A 16,055-nucleotide genomic window follows, 5' to 3' on the forward strand; every position below is an offset into this window, starting at 1 on the left:
TCAGCTCATCAAGTCATACGGCCCGCCCCGCTCCAGCGCCTTCTTGTACGCCGGCCGCGCGTGGATGCGCTCCAGAAACGCCTTGATCTTCGGGTAGCCGTCCATCGCCCCACCGCGCGCCGCGGCGGCTTCCAGCGGGAAGCTCATCTGCACGTCCGCGGCCGACATCTCCGCACCGGCAAACCACGGCCGCGCGGCCAGTTCGGCTTCGAGAAACTTCAACTGCGCGTCGATGTTGGGCTGCACGAAGCTGGTCAGCACCTTGTCGGCGATGCCCTTGGCGATGGGCTTCACGAAGAAGGGCATGGGTGCGCGCTTGATCTTGTTGAAGATCAGCTTCATCAGCAGCGGCGGCATCGCCGAGCCTTCGGCGAAGTGCATGAAGTAGCGGTAGTGCAGCAGGTCCTGCTCGCCCGTCGGCTTGAGCCGGCCCTGGCCGTACTTCTCCACCAGGTACTCCAGGATGGCGCCGCTCTCGGCCACCGTCAGCCCGCCGTCGGTGATGACCGGGCTCTTGCCCAGCGGATGCACGGCCTTGAGCTCGGGCGGTGCCAGCGAGGTCTTGGCATCGCGCTGGTAGTGCTTGATCTCGTAGGGCAGGCCCAGCTCTTCGAGCAGCCAGAGCACGCGCTGCGAGCGGGAGTTGTTGAGGTGGTGGACGGTGATCATGGCCGTGAGTTTAGGGACGGACCACCGCCCGGTGCCGTGGCAGTCAGAGCGCCATCATGGAACTCTTGTAGACGCCGCAGCCCACGTACAGGTCACCGGCCTTGACCACGTAGGACATCTTCTCCTGCGGCTTCTGGGTCTGCGGATGCGGCATGGTGTATTGCACCCAGCCCGGGCCTGCATCGGCCTGTTCGATGATGGCCCGCACCAGCCCGGCGCCGGCCGCGCCCGCCACGTCCTGCACGCGCTGGCCCACGCGGGCGGGGTTGCCGGCAAAGCCCAGGTAGCGGCCGTCGGCATCGAGGGCGAAGACGTACATGTCGCGGTCGAACAGGCCGCTGTCGGGTGCGTTGATGCGGCGCAGCAGCGCCTCGCGCCCGCCGCCCTCGCGGTGCAGGGCCAGCGTGCGGTCCACCAGCGCGCGGGCCTCGTCGGCCGTGCCCTGGGGCAGCTTGAACACGGCCACCGACTCGGTCAGCAGCTGGGCGCGGTTCTGCAGGTCGTTGGCCTGGGCCACGGCCTGCTCCACCATGGCGCCGTTGCGTTGCGTCAGCGTGTCGAGCTGGCGGATGGCGGTGGTGATCTCGGTGAGGCTGGCACTTTGCTCGGCGCTGGACGCGGAGATCTGCGACATGTGCTGGGCCACTGCACGGACGCCGCCGGCGATGGCCTCGATGCGGTTGCCGGCGGTGCGGATGAGCCCCACGCCGGCGTTGACCTGGTCCGAGGAGCTGGTGATGAGCTGGCGGATCTCCTTGGCCGATGCGGCCGAGCGCTGGGCCAGCGTGCGTACCTCCGACGCCACGACCGCGAAGCCGCGGCCGGCCTCGCCCGCGCGGGCCGCCTCGACAGCGGCGTTGAGCGCCAGGATGTTGGTCTGGAAGGCCAGCGAGTCGATGACGCCGACGATCTCGTCCATGCGCTTGGCGCCGGCGGCGATGGCCTCGATGGAGGCAATGGCGTCCTTCATGCCCGCAGCCCCCTGCTCGGCCGTCTCGCGCACCTGCTGGGCCGAAGCGTCGGAGGATTGCGCGGCCTCGGCGTTGACCTGCACGGTGGAGGCCAGCTCCTGCACGCTGGCCGAGGTCTCTTCCAGGTTGGCGGCCTGCTGCTCGGTGCGCTCCGACAGCGCCTGGTTGCCCTGCACCAGCTGGTCTCCCGAGCCCGACAGCAGGGCTGCGTTGCTGCGCACCGTGGCCACCATGAAGGCGATGTTGTGAACCATCACGGCCATGGCGCCGGACATGTCGGACAGCTCGTCGCGGCCGCGGAAGCGCACCAGGTGCTGCAGGTTGCCTTCGGCCGTGCTCTCCATGAAACGCAGCACCTGGCGCAGGTCGGCCAGGAAGCTGACCTGGAAGGCCAGCATCAGGTAGGTGAACAGCAGCATCACCAGGCCCGAGCCGCCGGCGACCAGCCAGGCCTTGCGCACCAGTTCGCCGCGCCGGGCCTGCAGCGTCTCGCGCATGGCGGTGTTGACGTCGTGCTGGTAGGCGCCCAGCACCTCGACGACGGCACCCGTGTCGGCGAAGTAGCGCTCGGCCTCGTCGGTGCGCATGCCGGTCTTGAAGCGCTGGCGGTGGTCCTGCACCAGCTGGTCCACCGCCGCGACGGCCTTGTCGAAGGTGGGCGTGGTGAAACCCTTCTCGGCCAGGATGCGCTGGCCTTGCCGCACGGTGCGCGTGTCGGAGGCGAGCTCGTCGACCAGCAGCCCCATGGTGGCGATGTCGGCGCCGTCGGCGCCCGGCGAGCTGAGGACAGTGGCGCCGCGCCCCCGCACGAGGCCCAGCTGGTCGCGCCAGCTCGGCAGCCGCATCACGGCCATGTCCATCAGCAGGTAGGTCAGCGGGTCGGGGTCGTAGAGCAGGTCGGAGCGTTCCGCCAGCTCGTAGGTCAGCCGTGACAGCTCCTCCACCAGCTCGCTGTGCAGGCTGAAGGCCGCGCCCACGGGCTGGCCCTCGAGCTTGCCGTACAGCTGACGCAGCCGGTCGCGCAGCGCGGGCCAGGCGGGCGGCGCGTCGGCACCGGCCGCCTGCATGGAGGCATCCAGGGCCACGATGGCCTTGTCGAGTTCGGCGCGCACGGCATCGCGGCGCGCCGCCAGCGAGTCGTCACCCAACAGCATCATGTTCGTCAGGCCCCGGTGGGACTGCAGGGCCCGCGTCAGCGTGTTGGACTGCTCGATCCAGCCAATGCCCTCCAGCTCGGTTGCCGTGAGGCGCAGGTCGTCCTGGTTGCGCAGCAGCATCATGGTGACGATGCTCACGAGCGGTACGGCCGCCAGGATGAACAGCAGCGTCAGCTTGGTGCCGAATCGCAGCTGCCGGACGGCCCACATGCCGGGGTTGAGCAACTCTTGAGCGCGCATGGATGACCTCCCAGAGTCTGCCAATGTGCCAGTGCTGCCCGGCAATTGCGCATCGATTGCAATCCGACCCGTGACCCAAATCACGTGAGATGGCCGGGTGGCGTCAGGCGGGCGCCGGCGGCGTCTCCTCCGGCGCCAGCAACTGCCCGAACAGCAGCTTCACTACCAGCAGCCCGACGCCTGCCGCTGCAACCAGCACCGCGTGCAGACCCCAGAACTGCGAACCCGGCAGCACGTCCAGCAGCCCAGCCAACCAGCCGACGAAGCTGTTGCCGAAGAACAGGTGCAGGTAGTAGATGCCGATCATCACGCCCTGCAGCCCGCGCGGCGCGGCGCGCGAGTACAGCGCCAGGCCTACCGGCATGATGTTGGCGAAGCCGATGTCGTTGACCAGCGTGTAGGCGAAGGTCCACAGGATGCTGATCTTGCCGCCGCCGGCTTCGATGGCCATGGCCGGGATCAGCAGCAGCGCCGGAGCACCGGCGGCGACGAAGCAGCCCAGCGCGATCTTCGTGACCTCGTCGGGCTCGCGGCGGCGCGTGGACCACCAGCGCCAGAAGGCGATGGAGCCCAGCATGGTCACGAAGCTCACCGTCGCGTCCACGGCCTGCAGCCAGGTCACGGGTACCTCGAAGCCGCCGACCGACATGTCCATGAACTTCTGCGACCACTGCGGGTAGGCGTTGTTGAACTGCTGGTTGCCGACGATGGACAGCATCAGCAGCGGCAGGATGGCCACCAGCAGCACCACCTGCAGCACGCCGCGGCGGCCGATGGGCGGGCGCGGCGCCGCCTCGGCGGTGGCCTGGCGCGGTGTCTCGGGTGGCAGGTAGCGCCGGCCGGACAGGTAGACCACCAGGCCGATCAGCATGCCCACGCCGGCGGCGCCGAAGCCCCAGTGCCAGCCCACGCGCTCGCCCAGCGTGCCGCAGACGATGGGCGCAGCGATGACGGCGATCTGCACCGCCAGCATGAAGATCTGGAAGGCGCTGGCGCGGCGCTTGTCGCCCGGCGCGTACAGGTCGCCTACCTGCGCGGCGATGTTGCCCTTGAAGCAGCCCACGCCCAGCAGCAGGCAGCCCAGCGCCGGCAGCAGCGCGGCCTCCAGCGCCATCAGGAAGTGGCCGGCCGACATCAGCAGCGCGCCGATGACGACCGTCTTCGTGCGGCCCAGCACGCGGTCGGCCAGCAGCCCGCCGAAGATGGGCGTGAGGTAGACGAAGCCGGTGTACAGGCCGAAGACGATGGAGGCCAGCTGCTGCGTCGAGCGCGGGCCGGTGATGCCTTCGATGAGGCGGCGGAACCCGTCCATGCCGGCCACGACGCCGACATGCTCGGGCATGAACAGGTAGTTGCTGAGATAGAGGATCAGCAGCGCCTGCATGCCGTAGTAGCTGAAGCGCTCCCACAGCTCGCAGAAGGACAGCCAGCCGAGGCCGGCAGGGTGGCCCAGGAAGGACCGGTCGTGGCGGGCGCGTGCGTCGCTTGTGGCGTCGGCGGCCGCCTTCAGGGTGGCGGAGGTCAAGGGGGTGTCCCGTCAGATTCGAAAGCCGCGACTGTCTCCTGCCGTGCCCGGGCTGGCAATTCGCAGTCGCCCGCGGGTGACGAGGGTCATGGTCCTGTCGGCTGAGCACCGTCCAAGTTCTGGTGCAATGCGCCGCATCAAGGGGAGATCGAATGGACGTCGAGAACACATCGGGCCAAGGTCCGGCGAGCCGCGTGCCACCGGAAATCCGGCGCTGGAACTGGGGTGCGTTCCTGCTGAACTGGATCTGGGGCATCGGCAACAACACGCTGGCGGCGTTGCTGGTGATGGTGCCGTTCGTGGGCCTGATCTGGATCTTCGTGCTGGGCGCCAAGGGCAGTGAATGGGCCTGGCGCAACAAGCGCTGGGAAAGCGTCGAGCAGTTCCACGCCACGCAGCGCCAGTGGGCTAAGTGGGGCGCCATCGTGTGGGGCGCCTCGCTGGCGGTTTTCGCACTGATCTTCGTGCTGGTCTTCGGCCTGCTGAAGGACTCCGAGGCCTACAAGATGGCGCAGGCCCGCCTCGCCGCAGACGCGCGCATCGTGGAGATCGTCGGCCAGCCGATGTCGACCGGCATTCCGATGGGCAGCATCCAGGTGTCCGGCCCTGACGGCTCGGCGCAGCTGTCCTTCAGCGTGGAAGGCCCCCGCGGCAAGGGCACGGCCTACGTCGCGGCGCGCAAGTCGCTGGGGCAATGGAAGATCGAGGGTCTGGCCTTCCAGGAAGACGACACGCAGCGGCGCATCGAGCTGGTACCAGACACGCATGGCGCCGATGTGGAGTCCGCCACGTGACCGCGTTGCCACGCATCCTCGTCACCGGCGGCACCGGCTACATCGCCGGCGTGCTGATCCGCCAGCTGCTGGCCGCGGGCTGGCAGGTCCACACCACCGTGCGCGACCTGGCGCGCGAGCCCGCGCTGCGCGGGCTGCTGGGCGTGGCGCCGGGTGACGAACAGCTGCGCTGCTTCCGGGCCGACCTGCTGCACGACGCCGGCTGGGCCGAGGCCGCGGCCGGCTGCAGCCACGTCGCCCATCTCGCGTCGCCGCTGCCGCCCGGCGTGCCGCGCGATGCCAACGAGCTCATCGTGCCCGCCCGCGACGGCGCGCTGCGGGCGCTGAAGGCTGCGCGGGATGCGGGCGCGCGGCGGGTCGTCATGACATCGTCCGTTGCCGCCATCGCCTACGGCCACGGTCCCGGCGAGCACCACTTCACCGAGCGCGACTGGACGCGGCTGGAGACGCCGGGCATCCCGGCCTATGTGCAGTCCAAGACCATCGCCGAGCGCGCCGCGCGCGACTGGGTGGCGCGCGAGGGCGGCGGGCTGGAGTTCTGCGCCGTGAACCCGTCCGTCGTGCTGGGCCCGGTGGCCAGCGCGGACTACTCGGCCAGCGTCTTCCTCGTGCAAAGCCTGCTGCAGGGCAAGCTGCCCGCCCTGCCGCGCATCGGCTTCGGCGTCGTGGACGTGCGCGACGTGGCCGAGCTGCACTGGCGCGCGCTCAACGCGCCCGGCATGGCCGGCGAACGCTTCATCGCCTGTGGCGGGTTCACGTGGCTGCGCGATGCCGCGGCGCTGCTGCGCGAGGAACTGGGCGACCAGGCGAGGCGGGTGCCGACGCGGCCATTGCCCGACTGGGCCGTGCGCCTGCTGGCGAAGGTCAGCCCGACCGTGCGTGCAGCGGCGAGCGAGCTGGGCGTCGTGCGGCACCAGGATTCGACGCATGCGCGCGACGTGCTGGGCTGGGTGCCACGGCCGCCGCGGGAGGCCATCCTGGCGTCGGCGCGGGACTTGATCGCGCTGGCACACGCCCCGGCCGGGCGGCCGGCGCGCTGATGCGGCGGCTGGCGCCCGTCAGCCCAGCCACTGGCGCAACCAGGCGTACACCTCGGCACTCGACAACAGGTCCAGGTGGCCCGTGTCGTGCACCAGGGCCTGGTGCTCCGGCTCGAACCCGAGGCCCAGCGCGCTGGTGACCGGCACCAGGCCGTCGCCCTGCAGCGATGCCTTCGCGCTCCCGCCGGCCGGGCCGACGCAGGCGGCAACGGCAAAGCAGCGGGCACCGCCCGGCAAGCCGATCCGGTCGGCTTCAGTCGTGCCATCGTCGCTGGCCGGACCTTTCAGGACGTTGCCCAGCCGGAAGTCGTTGATGCCAGCACTGCGCATCTGGCCCAGCCGGGCCAGCGGGGCCGCGTACAGAGCGCCGCCGAGCAGTGGGTCCACGCCATGACCCGTGGGGTCCGGCGCGCCGAGGTGCGGCGTGCCCAGGCAGACCAGATCGTCCACGCGCCCCGGCCAGCGCAGGCCGCCGCGCTGCATCAGCGGGCCGTGATGGATGGCGCTGCGCGCGACCAGGCCACCCATGCCGTGCCCGACCATCACCAGCCGTTCGACCGGCTGCGGCCAGGCGCTGTACAGCCCCTCCATCAAGGGCGCCAGGATTCGGCCGTTGGTCGAGACGCTCAGGCCGCTGTTGTAGTGCAGGTAGACAGGCGTGTAGCCCAGCTCACGCGCGAGCGCCTCGCCATGGTCGTGCCCGGCGCGCTGCCATTGGAGGTCGTTCAGGCACAGGTCGTGCAGCAGCACCAGCAGCTTTGGCGTCGTTCCGCCCGGGCGCGAGCGCAGCGCATGGCGCTCCAGCGGCAGCGGGCGGCCGGCATGGCGGAATTGCATGGCAATGGCCAGCGGGTGGTCCGTCGTCGCGAGATGGTCGCCCAGCACGCCGTTGAGCGCCGCCAGCGTGGCCTCCCGCTCCGGGCTCGGGGCCTGGCGCGCATCGGGGCCAGCCAGGGCCGGCGCCAGCCAGCCCAGCAGGGCTTCGGCGCTGTCGTCCGCGTTGCGTGTCGCGCCGTGCTCGTGCGGCGCGGTGGCGCCCGGCCCCGGCTGCTGCGGGAGGCTGCTGACGCGGGTATGTATCGCCTCGACGAGGCTGGCCAGGCCAGCCACGGTGTCGGCCGTGAGATGCGCGGCACCGCGCAGGTCGGCGGCTTGCAGAAGAGGTTGCGTCATGGTCGGGCAGGGCTCTCGCCGGTGGTCAGGGTCATCAGCACGTCGGCGTACCAGGCGCAGTTCAGGCCCAGTGATTCGTCCAGTACGGCGTCGCGCGTCGCCATGTCCATGCGGCTGGAGTGCACGCCCAGCAGGCACCAGCGCGGCCGGGCCGGCGTGGCCGGGTCGACCCGCGTCAGCACCGGCGAGCCGCTGCAGCCCCGGTGCATGCGCCCATCGGTCAGAAAGTAGCCCAGCCCCTGGAAGCGGATGCCGTAGCAGGAGGCGACGCTGGCCTGCCGCACGACGGGCAGGTGATGCACCGTGTCGAAGAACCCCAGCGGGAATGCCGGGATGGCGAGTCGGTCGCCGACCTCGAACAGGTCGAATCCGACCGCCAGGTGCTGGGGCCCGAAGGCGCACACCACGCAGTGGGTCGGCATCGCCGCCCGGTCGATCTCCAGCAGCGCGACGTCGATCTCGCCGCCGCTGTCCTGAGCCTGGCGCCACACGGCCACGCCGTCACGGTGCAGCAGGATCGACAGCCGGCTCACCTGCGTCAGGTCACTGGCGTCGGTGTGAAGCTCGATCTCGATGCGATCCGGCGCATGCTGGGTGGGAGCGTCGAACAGCACATGGCGGCTGGTGACGAGGTAAAGCCGGCCATCGCGCTCGAAGAAGAAGCCGCTGGCGGCCGTCAGCGCCGTGTTGCCGGAGAAGGTCAGCACCCGTGTCACGCCGAAAAGGGCTTCGTCCTGGGTGCGCTCGTTGGCGGCGGTGCCGGGGCGGGTCAGCAACGCCACGGGCAGCTGCCGCGAGCCGTGCCCGCGCTCCCAGGCGTCGCGCCGGTCGGACCACACCTGCTCGGTCTCACCGGTGGCGCCGGGCTGGTTGACGGCATCGAGCATCGGGTTCGACGCCAGCGACTCGCCGCGCGCTGCCGACTTGGCGCCTTGGCGCTGCAGTTCGGCGTGCTCTGCGGAAACGGTCGCAACGGGCGTGTTGTCCGGCTGCTCGCTGGCGGCAGCCGGAGCCGCATCAGCGATGGGGGTATCGGATCGGGACGACATGGGACAACTCCTCTCAAGGACTTGTCCCGACAAGGGCGACGCTTCCGCCGGTGGCGCTTCAAGCTAGCCAGTGCGGGGCGGTGTCACTGCAGCGTGCCCCGGTAAGCGGCTAATGTACTGCCAGGCCCTGCGGCACGCCTGCCGGGCGCTCACCGCCCGCGCCGCTGCCACAACGCCTTCTTCCCCTTCAACTGCCGCTCGATGCCGTCGTTGAGCCGGCCGCGCAGGTCGATGACCTCCTCCACGTAGCCGAACACGCCGGGGAAGCGCAGGTCCAGCCACAGCCACAGCGTGCAGATGCGCAGTGCCTGCTCCATGCGGTCCAGGCGGCTGTGCTGGTCGACGTCGTCGAGGAAGTAGGGCTCGCCGGCCTTGCCGGTGCGCGCGTGGTTGGCGGCCCAGCTGCCGTACTGCTCCACCAGCATCGGCAGCCGCGAGTCCACCGGCGCCTGCGCGTAGCGGAAGCGCTCCTGCAGCGGCAGCGCGCCGGCGTTGCGGTCCAGCATCTCGGCCAGCTCCAGCATCTGCTCCAGCTCGGCCACGGCGAAGTGGGCGTCGTCCAGGCGCAGCTGCTGCATGAAGATGTTCAGCACGGCGTGCAGCTTGTCCTCACCCAGGCGCTTGGAGATGGTGTGCACATGGCGCCAGTTCGGCGCCACCGGGCACTTGAAGTCGCGCGGCGCGCGTGGCTCCTTGGGCAGCAACTGGCGCAGCGTCTTCATCGCGTCGGCCTCGGCTTCCTTCAGCACGCTGACGAAACCCTCGTCGTGCATGCCGTAGCGGCCCGCGCGGCCGGCGATCTGGTGCACCTCGCTGACGGAGAGCTCCCGGTCGCCGACGCCGTCGAACTTGGTCAGCGTCGAGAACAGCACGCGGCGGATGGGCAGGTTCAGGCCCATGCCGATGGCGTCGGTGGCCACCAGCACGTCGCTCGCGCCGACGGCGAAGCGCTCGGCCTCGCGGCGGCGCACCTCGGGCGGCAGCGCGCCGTAGATGACGCTGACGGCGCGGCCGTCCTGCGCGATCTGGTCGCGCAGCATCAGCACGTCGCGGCGGCTGAAGGCCACCACCGCATCGCCCGACTGCAGGTGCGTCATCGGCACCGGCGCAGGCATCAGCTGCACCTGCTGCTTGCGCTCGAACACGCGGATCTCGGGCTTCTCGCCGCACAGCAGCAGCAGGCGCTCGATGGCGGGCGCCGCGTAGGCGGACGCGATGATGATGACCTCGCGCGCGGGCACGCCGACGATGGCCTGCGTCCACGCCCAGCCGCGCGAGTCGTCGAAGATCATCTGCGCCTCGTCGATGACGGCCACGTCGATCTCGTCGCGCGTGTTGACCATCTCGATGGTGCTGGACACCACGCGCGCATCCGCCGCCGGCACGTTCTCCTCGCCGGTCAGCAGCGAGCACGGCACGCCGCGGCCCACCAGCCGGTCGCGGCCTTCCAGCGCCAGCAGCCGCAGCGGCGCGAGGTAGGCGCCGTCCAGCGCCTGCGCCAGCCGCTCGAAGGCGGCATACGTCTTGCCGCTGTTGGGCGGGCCGAGGTACAGCGTGACCTTGCGGCCCAACTTGCGCGCGGAGTCGAAGCTGTCCGGGTAGCCCTGGAAAGCCAGCTCGCGCCCGAGGCTGGCCAGCGTGTCCTGCTCCTCGACCTGCTGTTCCCAGCGGTCCTGCGCGCGCGTCAGCGCGGCCTTCAGGTCGCCGAACGGCATCGGCACGCCGCACTCGGCCTGCAGGCGCGGCAGCAGCGAAGCCAGCTGCGCCTCGTTGCCGAAGGCCTCGCTGCGTGCGACGAGGTGGTTCAGGTGCAGCGCCAGCTCGGCGGTGTACGAATACTCGGGCGCCTGGCCCAGCGCGTGCCGCAGCGCGGCCTGGTCGCCGTCGCGGAAGAAGGCCCAGACGGGCTCCTCCGGCACCGGCACGCGGTGCGACAGGTCGATGCGCCAGCCGGCGTGCGCCAGCGTGATCGGGTGGATGCACAGCCGCGTGAACACCAGGCCTTCGCGGCGCAGGCCCAGGCTTTCGAGCTGGTGCAGCCGCTGCTGCATCAGCGGGCGCAGCGTGTTGGCCAGTGGCGTGGCGTCCAGCTGAGCGATGGCGACGGCGACGTGCTGCGGCAGCAGCCAGCGACTCGGCCGGCCACCGCCGGCGGCCTTGGAGACCTGGATGCAGCCCAGACGGTCCAGTGCGTCGTCGCTGCCGTCGTCGAGGTCGGCCGGCACCAGCACCTGGGGCAGCGCGTGCGCGGCCTGACGGATGCGGGCCCAGTCTTCGGGCGCGAGACCTGCCGGCAGGCGCGCGGCGTGACGGGGTTGGGGCAGGGGGAAGGCCGGTGCGGGCGGCCGGGCCGGCTTGGCGGCTTGGGGGGACGGAGGGACTTCGGAATTCACGGCGGAAGTGGAACACAGGCGCGTCGGCGCCTGCCCGCCGGCCCGGGCAGCCTCAGCGCAGGGATCGCCCGCCGGCGCGGTTCAGCAAGGTCGTGAGGTGCTTGCACACGTTCTCGCCGGTCGTCGTCAGGCGCAGCGTGCCGCCCTGCCATTCGAGCCAGTGCAAGGCCACGTAGTCGTCGATGTAGTCCTCGGGGATCTCGCCCGCGCGCCGCTGCTTGAGCAGGTCGACGGTGGGTAGCAACCGGTCACGGAGCACGTCGCGTCGCGTTGCAGCGGGGGACGAGGCGGATGAGGTCATCGAGATCTCCGGAAAGGATCAACGCGGACGGGGCTTCGTGCCGGAGTGGAACACAGGTGGGGGGAAGGTTGATGTCAGGGGTGCGAAATCGGCGTGGCGGCGCCCGGGTAGGTTGGGGTGAACGGAGTGAACCCCACCGAACCGTGCCGGCCCGACGTTGGGGTTCGCGGGCTCACCCCAACCTACCGAGCTGGCACCAACCCAGGCGAATAAAGCCGCTGCTGCATAGAAAGCGCCGAAGAGCCCTCCCGCCAGAGCCTCTGTACGCGAAAGCTCGAAGGTCTCCACCGCTCGTCCCTGTTGCGTTTGGACGAGTACGTAGAGCAACCATGCAGCAAGTTGCGCCACAAAGACTCCGGCAAGCCAAGGCGGGAAACCGTCACGCTTCGTGATAAGCAGGTAGACGCAGAAGGCCCTCCAAATCCATTCGATGATGGAAAAGACAGTGACTGTTGCGGCGTGCAGCTTTCCTGATCGAATCAAGCAGCAATCCAGCACCTGCGCAGCGCCGATTGCCAAGGCGCAGAGCATCAACGGCGATTCAAGCGCCATTTGTTTGGTGCTGGTGTTGAGGTGAAATCACAAGGCCTTCGGCCTCGTCGCATCCGACGGACTCGCGATCCACCCCTGCAGCTCCGCCGCCCGCGCATGCTTGGGCGCCAGTTCCAGGAAGGTCTTGTAGGCCGCCATGGCCTTGGTGTCGTCGCCGGCCTGCAGGCGCGCGTCGCCCAGGTTGAGCCAAGCCAGCGAGCGGCTCGCGTCCATGTCGACTGCCTTCTCGAACCAGCCGGCCGCATCGCTGAACTTGCCGCGGCGATACAGCACGAAGCCGAGGTTGTTGGCCGCCAGCGCGAACTTCGGCTGCAACGTCAAAGCCTCCTTGAACGCGGCCTCGGCCTCGTCGTAGCGGCGCTCGCGGTAGAGCTGCAGGCCGCGGTCGTTGGCGCGTTGGGCGGTCACACGGGCGCTGGCGTCGACACGGGCCGTCGGCGCGGCCAGCGCCTGGTCCTTGCCGTCCAGCCCTTTGATCGTCACCTGCACGGCGCTCGCCGCGCCACTCGCGGCCGACGGCTGGCGGCCGGCGGTGCTGGCTTCGTCGACCTTCAACGCGAGCTGGCTGGCCTTGTCGTCCAGCTGCGCCACGGCGCCGCTGAGCGCGGGCTCGGCCGACTGCGGCAGCTCGAAGACGAACTCGCCGCCTTCGCTGCCCGGCAGGCTGCCGAAGGCCGGCGTCTGGTGCGCGATGGCCGACACGGCCGGCGCCACGTAGGCGGCCAGCTCGGTGGCGGTGATGAGGCCGTCGCCGTTCAGGTCGGCCTTGCCGCTCAGCGCCTGCAGCAGCGTCCACGTGAAGACGGAATGGCCGCCGGGGCCGTCGTCGGCCACCTGCTGGTCGGCGCCGCCGGCGGTCATCATCTGGCGGCCGATGCGGCGCGCGTTGGTGCGGGCGAAGTTGCTGTCCGCCGCAGCGCTGCCGCCGCGCGTCAGGCCCAGCCCCGAGTAGCAGGCGTCGATGACGAACAGCGCGTGCTTGGCCGTGATGGCCTCGGCCACCTCCTGCAGCTGCGGCATCGCGATGGCGTCGGCCTGCAGGTCGTTGAGGCCCGCGTCCACCGGCACGATGTAGCCCACCTCGCGGCCGCTGGGCAGCTGGCGCGTGCTGCCGTGGCCGGCGAAGAAGACGAACACGCGGTCGTCGCGCTTGACGCGCTTGGGGTCGCCGAAGCGTTCGTTCAGCGCCTTCAGGATGTTGGCACGCGTGGCGTCGGCATCGGTCAGCAGCGTGACGTGGTCGGCCGCGAAGCCGAAGCGCGTGACCAGCGTGTCGCGCATGGCCTGGGCGTCGCGCACCGCGTGCGACAGCTTGGGCCAGGCCGTGTAGCTGTTGATGCCGATAACCAGCGCATGGCTCTCGCGGTACAGCTCGCCCGGCGCGGGGGGCGGCGCGGCGGCGGTCTTGTCGCTGGTGACGACGAACTGGCCGTTCTGGTAGCTCGCGAAGCGCCAGCCGTCGGCAGCCAGCTGCGCCAGCACCAGCGGCAGCGCCTGCACGGTGCGGGCGTGGATGTCGTGGAACAGCACGATGCCGCGCTGCTGCTTGTCCAGCTCGTCCAGCACGCGCGCGGCGATGCTCTTGGGGATGGGGTCGCTCCAGTCCAGCGAGTCGACGTTCCACATCATCGAGCGCAGCTTCAGTGCCTCGATGGTGCTCAGAGCGCCGTCGTTGCGCGCGCCGTACGGGAAGCGAAACAAGGCGTCGCCGTTGCGACCCGCCGCATCCAGCAGCGCCTCCGTGTTGGCGGCTTCTTCCTTGACCTTCACCAGCTCGAACTTGCTCATCAGCCCGTGCGTGAAGCTGTGGTTGGCGATCTGGTGGCCGGCGGCCAGCACGCGCTTGGCGACGGCGCTGCCGTTGCCCGGCAGCGGCTTGCCGTCGGGGCCGACCTTGCCGAGGTTCTGGCCCAGCTCGAAGAACACGGCCGGCGCGTTGTAGCGCTTCAGGATCTCCAGGATCTCGTCGGTGTAGCGCGCGTGCGGGCCGTCATCGAAGGTCAGCAGCACGGTCTTGGGCGGCAGCTTGTCGCCGAAGACCTCGCGGTCCTTGGCGGCGACACCACGCATCGCGCCTGACGCGGCGGACGCCGGCGGCTCGGGCGCCAGGTCGGCGGCAGCCGGCAACTGCGCGCCGTACTGCTTCATGATGGCCTCGCGCGTGTGCAGGCTTTTCAGCTTGGCAATGTAGTCGGCCCACTTCTCGCGCTTGAGCTCGATGCCGCGCTTGGCGAAGCCGCCGAACACCTCCTTCAGCTCCTGCTCGTAGGCCTTCTCCACCTCGGCCAGCGTGTCGAGGTCGTCCTGTGCACGGCGCGAGAGCTTGATGCCGTCCAGCGTCTGGGCGCTCTTGAGCCCCGTGGCGAGCTGGGCCAGCACCTCCTTGAAGGCCAGGCGGTCGGCGTCGAACCAGTCAGGCAGGCTCTCGATGCGTGTGAGCAGCGCCGTCGTCGCGTCCAGCGCCTCGGGCTTCAGTGCTGCGTCGGCCAGCTGCTGCTGGCGTTGCAGCAGCTCGTGGAAGAGCTGCTGGCCCAGCGCCTGCACCTCGCGGCGCTGGGCGGCCGGCAGCGCGGCCTCGCCGTCCATCAGCACGACGATCTGGCGGTGCAGCGTCAGCAGCCCGTCGGCCTGCGTGCGCAGCTGCGTCGTCGCGTTGGCGTCCTGCGGGGCGGAGGCCGCGGGCAGGGCGGCGGGAACATCGTTGACGCGCTGGCAGGCGGCCAGTGCGAGGGCGGCGGTCAGCAGCAGGGCGGTCGGGGCGTGGCGCAGGACGGGCATGGTCAGGGTGGGGCCGAGGACGGGCGTGATTGTGCTGCCCGTCATCTGCGCGCTTGCCGGCATTCGTTACTTCGAGTATTCTGGAAATATGGATGAACAAGACGTCGTCAAAGCCCTGGCCGCGCTGGCCCAGCCGGTGCGGCTGAAGGTCTTCCGTGCGCTGGTCGTCACGGGCGAAGCCGGGCTCACGCCCGGCACCATGGCCGAGGGGCTGGACATCCCGGCCAACACGCTGTCCTTCCACCTGAAGGAGCTGGTCAACGCCGGCCTCGTGACGCAGGAGCGGTCCAGCCGCAACCTCATCTACCGCGCCGCCTATCCGCGCATGAACGCGCTGCTGGGCTACCTGACCGAGAACTGCTGCCAGGGTGCTGCCTGCGCAGTGCCCGCCTCTTCATCTTCCTGCTGCTGAACAAGGAGTTCCCATGAAGCGCTTTCACGTGCATGCCCATGTCGAGGATCTGCAGGCCAGCGTGGCCTTCTACGCCAAGCTCTTCGGCGCGGCGCCCACGCGGCTGGAGAGCGATTACGCCAAGTGGATGCTGGACGACCCGCGCATCAACTTCGCGATCTCCACGCGCGGCGGCAAGCCGGGGGTGGACCACCTCGGCATCCAGGCCGACACGGCCGAAGAGCTGGCCGAGCTGAAGGCCCGCGCCCGCGCGGCGGATGCGCCGGTGCTGGACGAGGGCGCCACGACCTGCTGCTACGCGCAGAGCGAGAAGCACTGGGTCACCGACCCGCAGGGCATCGCCTGGGAACACTTCCAGACGCTGGCCGACATCCCCACCTTCAGCGCCAGCCAGGCCACCGCGCCGCAGGCGGCCTCGGCCTGCTGCCCCGGCGATGCGCCGCGCGGCAAGCCGGTCGGCATCGCCGTCAAGCCCGCGTCGAACTGCTGCTGACCCATGACCACGCACGTTCTCATCCTCTGCACCCACAACTCGGCCCGCAGCGTGCTGGCCGAGGGCATGCTCAACCACTGGGCCGCCAGGCTCGGCGTCGACGTGCGCGCCCACAGCGCCGGCAGCGCGCCCAGTGGCCGCATCAACCCCTTCGCGCTGGAGGCGCTGCGGAGCGCCGGCGTCGACACTGCGGGTGTGCGCAGCAAGAGCTGGGACGAGTTCACGACGCCCGACGCGCCGCCGCTGTCCATCGTCATCACGGTCTGCGACAGCGCCGCGGCCGAGAGTTGCCCCGTCTTCTTCGGGGACGGCAACCAGCCGGTCAAGGTGCATTGGGGCTACCCCGATCCGTCCAACGCCGACGGCGGCGACGAAGGCAAGCGCCGCGCGTTCGAGCTGACCCGCCAGGCCATCGGCTATCGCATGCTGCAGCTTCTGGGGCTGCCCCTGGCCACGCTGAGCCGGGCCGAGCAGCAGCAGCAGCTCACCGCCATCGCGGCGTCCTGAC

At 70.3% G+C, this 16,055-nt stretch carries 14 protein-coding genes; 6 read left to right on the forward strand and 8 right to left on the reverse strand.

The genetic code is table 11. The features are described from left to right. From ACG04R_RS03085 to ACG04R_RS03095, 3 genes are all read right to left on the reverse strand, one after another. Window positions 1-669 (reverse strand): glutathione S-transferase family protein, encoded by a 669-nt coding sequence (locus ACG04R_RS03085; RefSeq protein ID WP_394406394.1) that lies wholly within the window; start codon window positions 667-669, stop codon window positions 1-3. Window positions 670-712: 43 nt separating this feature from the next. Then, the gene (locus tag ACG04R_RS03090) at window positions 713-3,037 is read right to left on the reverse strand and encodes a methyl-accepting chemotaxis protein (RefSeq protein ID WP_394406395.1); all 2,325 of its coding nucleotides are present in this window, start codon (window positions 3,035-3,037) and stop codon (window positions 713-715) included. 103 nt (window positions 3,038-3,140) lie between these two features. Then, window positions 3,141-4,562: a peptide MFS transporter gene (locus tag ACG04R_RS03095; protein ID WP_394406396.1), complete on the reverse strand. Its 1,422-nt coding sequence runs from the start codon at window positions 4,560-4,562 to the stop codon at window positions 3,141-3,143. A 152-nt stretch (window positions 4,563-4,714) separates the two neighbouring features. Between ACG04R_RS03095 and ACG04R_RS03100 the strand changes: the two genes are divergently transcribed. Both ACG04R_RS03100 and ACG04R_RS03105 read left to right on the forward strand, forming a co-directional pair. Continuing rightward, on the forward strand, window positions 4,715-5,356 hold the full coding sequence (locus ACG04R_RS03100) for a cytochrome c oxidase assembly factor Coa1 family protein (RefSeq protein ID WP_394406397.1): 642 nt from the start codon (window positions 4,715-4,717) through the stop codon (window positions 5,354-5,356). After that, the gene (locus ACG04R_RS03105; protein WP_394406398.1) at window positions 5,353-6,396 is read left to right on the forward strand and encodes an NAD-dependent epimerase/dehydratase family protein; all 1,044 of its coding nucleotides are present in this window, start codon (window positions 5,353-5,355) and stop codon (window positions 6,394-6,396) included. Before ACG04R_RS03100 ends, ACG04R_RS03105 begins: the two co-directional genes overlap by 4 nt. Window positions 6,397-6,414: 18 nt before the next feature. On the opposite strand, the gene ACG04R_RS03110 is transcribed toward ACG04R_RS03105, so the two are convergent. The 4 genes from ACG04R_RS03110 to ACG04R_RS03125 form a co-directional block, all read right to left on the reverse strand. After that, complete coding sequence (locus tag ACG04R_RS03110) at window positions 6,415-7,569, reverse strand: esterase/lipase family protein (protein WP_394406399.1); 1,155 nt, start codon at window positions 7,567-7,569, stop codon at window positions 6,415-6,417. Next, a complete protein-coding gene (locus ACG04R_RS03115; RefSeq protein WP_394406400.1) occupies window positions 7,566-8,618 on the reverse strand; it encodes a CrpP-related protein in 1,053 nt (350 codons plus the stop codon). The genes ACG04R_RS03110 and ACG04R_RS03115 overlap by 4 nt, the downstream gene beginning before the upstream one ends. A 149-nt stretch (window positions 8,619-8,767) precedes the next feature. Next, window positions 8,768-11,011 (reverse strand): helicase-related protein, encoded by a 2,244-nt coding sequence (locus ACG04R_RS03120; protein ID WP_394406401.1) that lies wholly within the window; start codon window positions 11,009-11,011, stop codon window positions 8,768-8,770. A 52-nt stretch (window positions 11,012-11,063) separates the two neighbouring features. Then, window positions 11,064-11,312 (reverse strand): hypothetical protein, encoded by a 249-nt coding sequence (locus ACG04R_RS03125; RefSeq protein ID WP_394406402.1) that lies wholly within the window; start codon window positions 11,310-11,312, stop codon window positions 11,064-11,066. Between the two features lie 430 nt (window positions 11,313-11,742). Here ACG04R_RS03125 and ACG04R_RS03130 point away from each other — a divergent pair, with 430 nt between their 5' ends. Continuing rightward, a complete protein-coding gene (locus tag ACG04R_RS03130) occupies window positions 11,743-11,889 on the forward strand; it encodes a hypothetical protein (protein WP_394406403.1) in 147 nt (48 codons plus the stop codon). A gap of 2 nt (window positions 11,890-11,891) precedes the next feature. On the opposite strand, the gene ACG04R_RS03135 is transcribed toward ACG04R_RS03130, so the two are convergent. Further along, complete coding sequence (locus ACG04R_RS03135; protein ID WP_394406404.1) at window positions 11,892-14,642, reverse strand: polysaccharide deacetylase family protein; 2,751 nt, start codon at window positions 14,640-14,642, stop codon at window positions 11,892-11,894. Between the two features lie 88 nt (window positions 14,643-14,730). Here ACG04R_RS03135 and ACG04R_RS03140 point away from each other — a divergent pair, with 88 nt between their 5' ends. Genes ACG04R_RS03140 through ACG04R_RS03150 form a run of 3 tightly spaced genes read left to right on the forward strand, consistent with a single transcriptional unit; the run spans window position 14,731 to window position 16,054 of the window. Continuing rightward, complete coding sequence (locus ACG04R_RS03140) at window positions 14,731-15,054, forward strand: ArsR/SmtB family transcription factor (protein ID WP_394406405.1); 324 nt, start codon at window positions 14,731-14,733, stop codon at window positions 15,052-15,054. Window positions 15,055-15,067: 13 nt separating this feature from the next. Next, the gene (locus ACG04R_RS03145; protein WP_394406406.1) at window positions 15,068-15,547 is read left to right on the forward strand and encodes an ArsI/CadI family heavy metal resistance metalloenzyme; all 480 of its coding nucleotides are present in this window, start codon (window positions 15,068-15,070) and stop codon (window positions 15,545-15,547) included. Window positions 15,548-15,550: 3 nt separating this feature from the next. Continuing rightward, the gene (locus ACG04R_RS03150) at window positions 15,551-16,054 is read left to right on the forward strand and encodes an arsenate reductase ArsC (protein WP_394406407.1); all 504 of its coding nucleotides are present in this window, start codon (window positions 15,551-15,553) and stop codon (window positions 16,052-16,054) included. The last annotated feature ends 1 nt before the right edge of the window (window position 16,055 follow it).

It is taken from the genome of Pelomonas candidula, assembly GCF_043555985.1.
GTDB lineage: Bacteria > Pseudomonadota > Gammaproteobacteria > Burkholderiales > Burkholderiaceae_C > Pelomonas > Pelomonas candidula.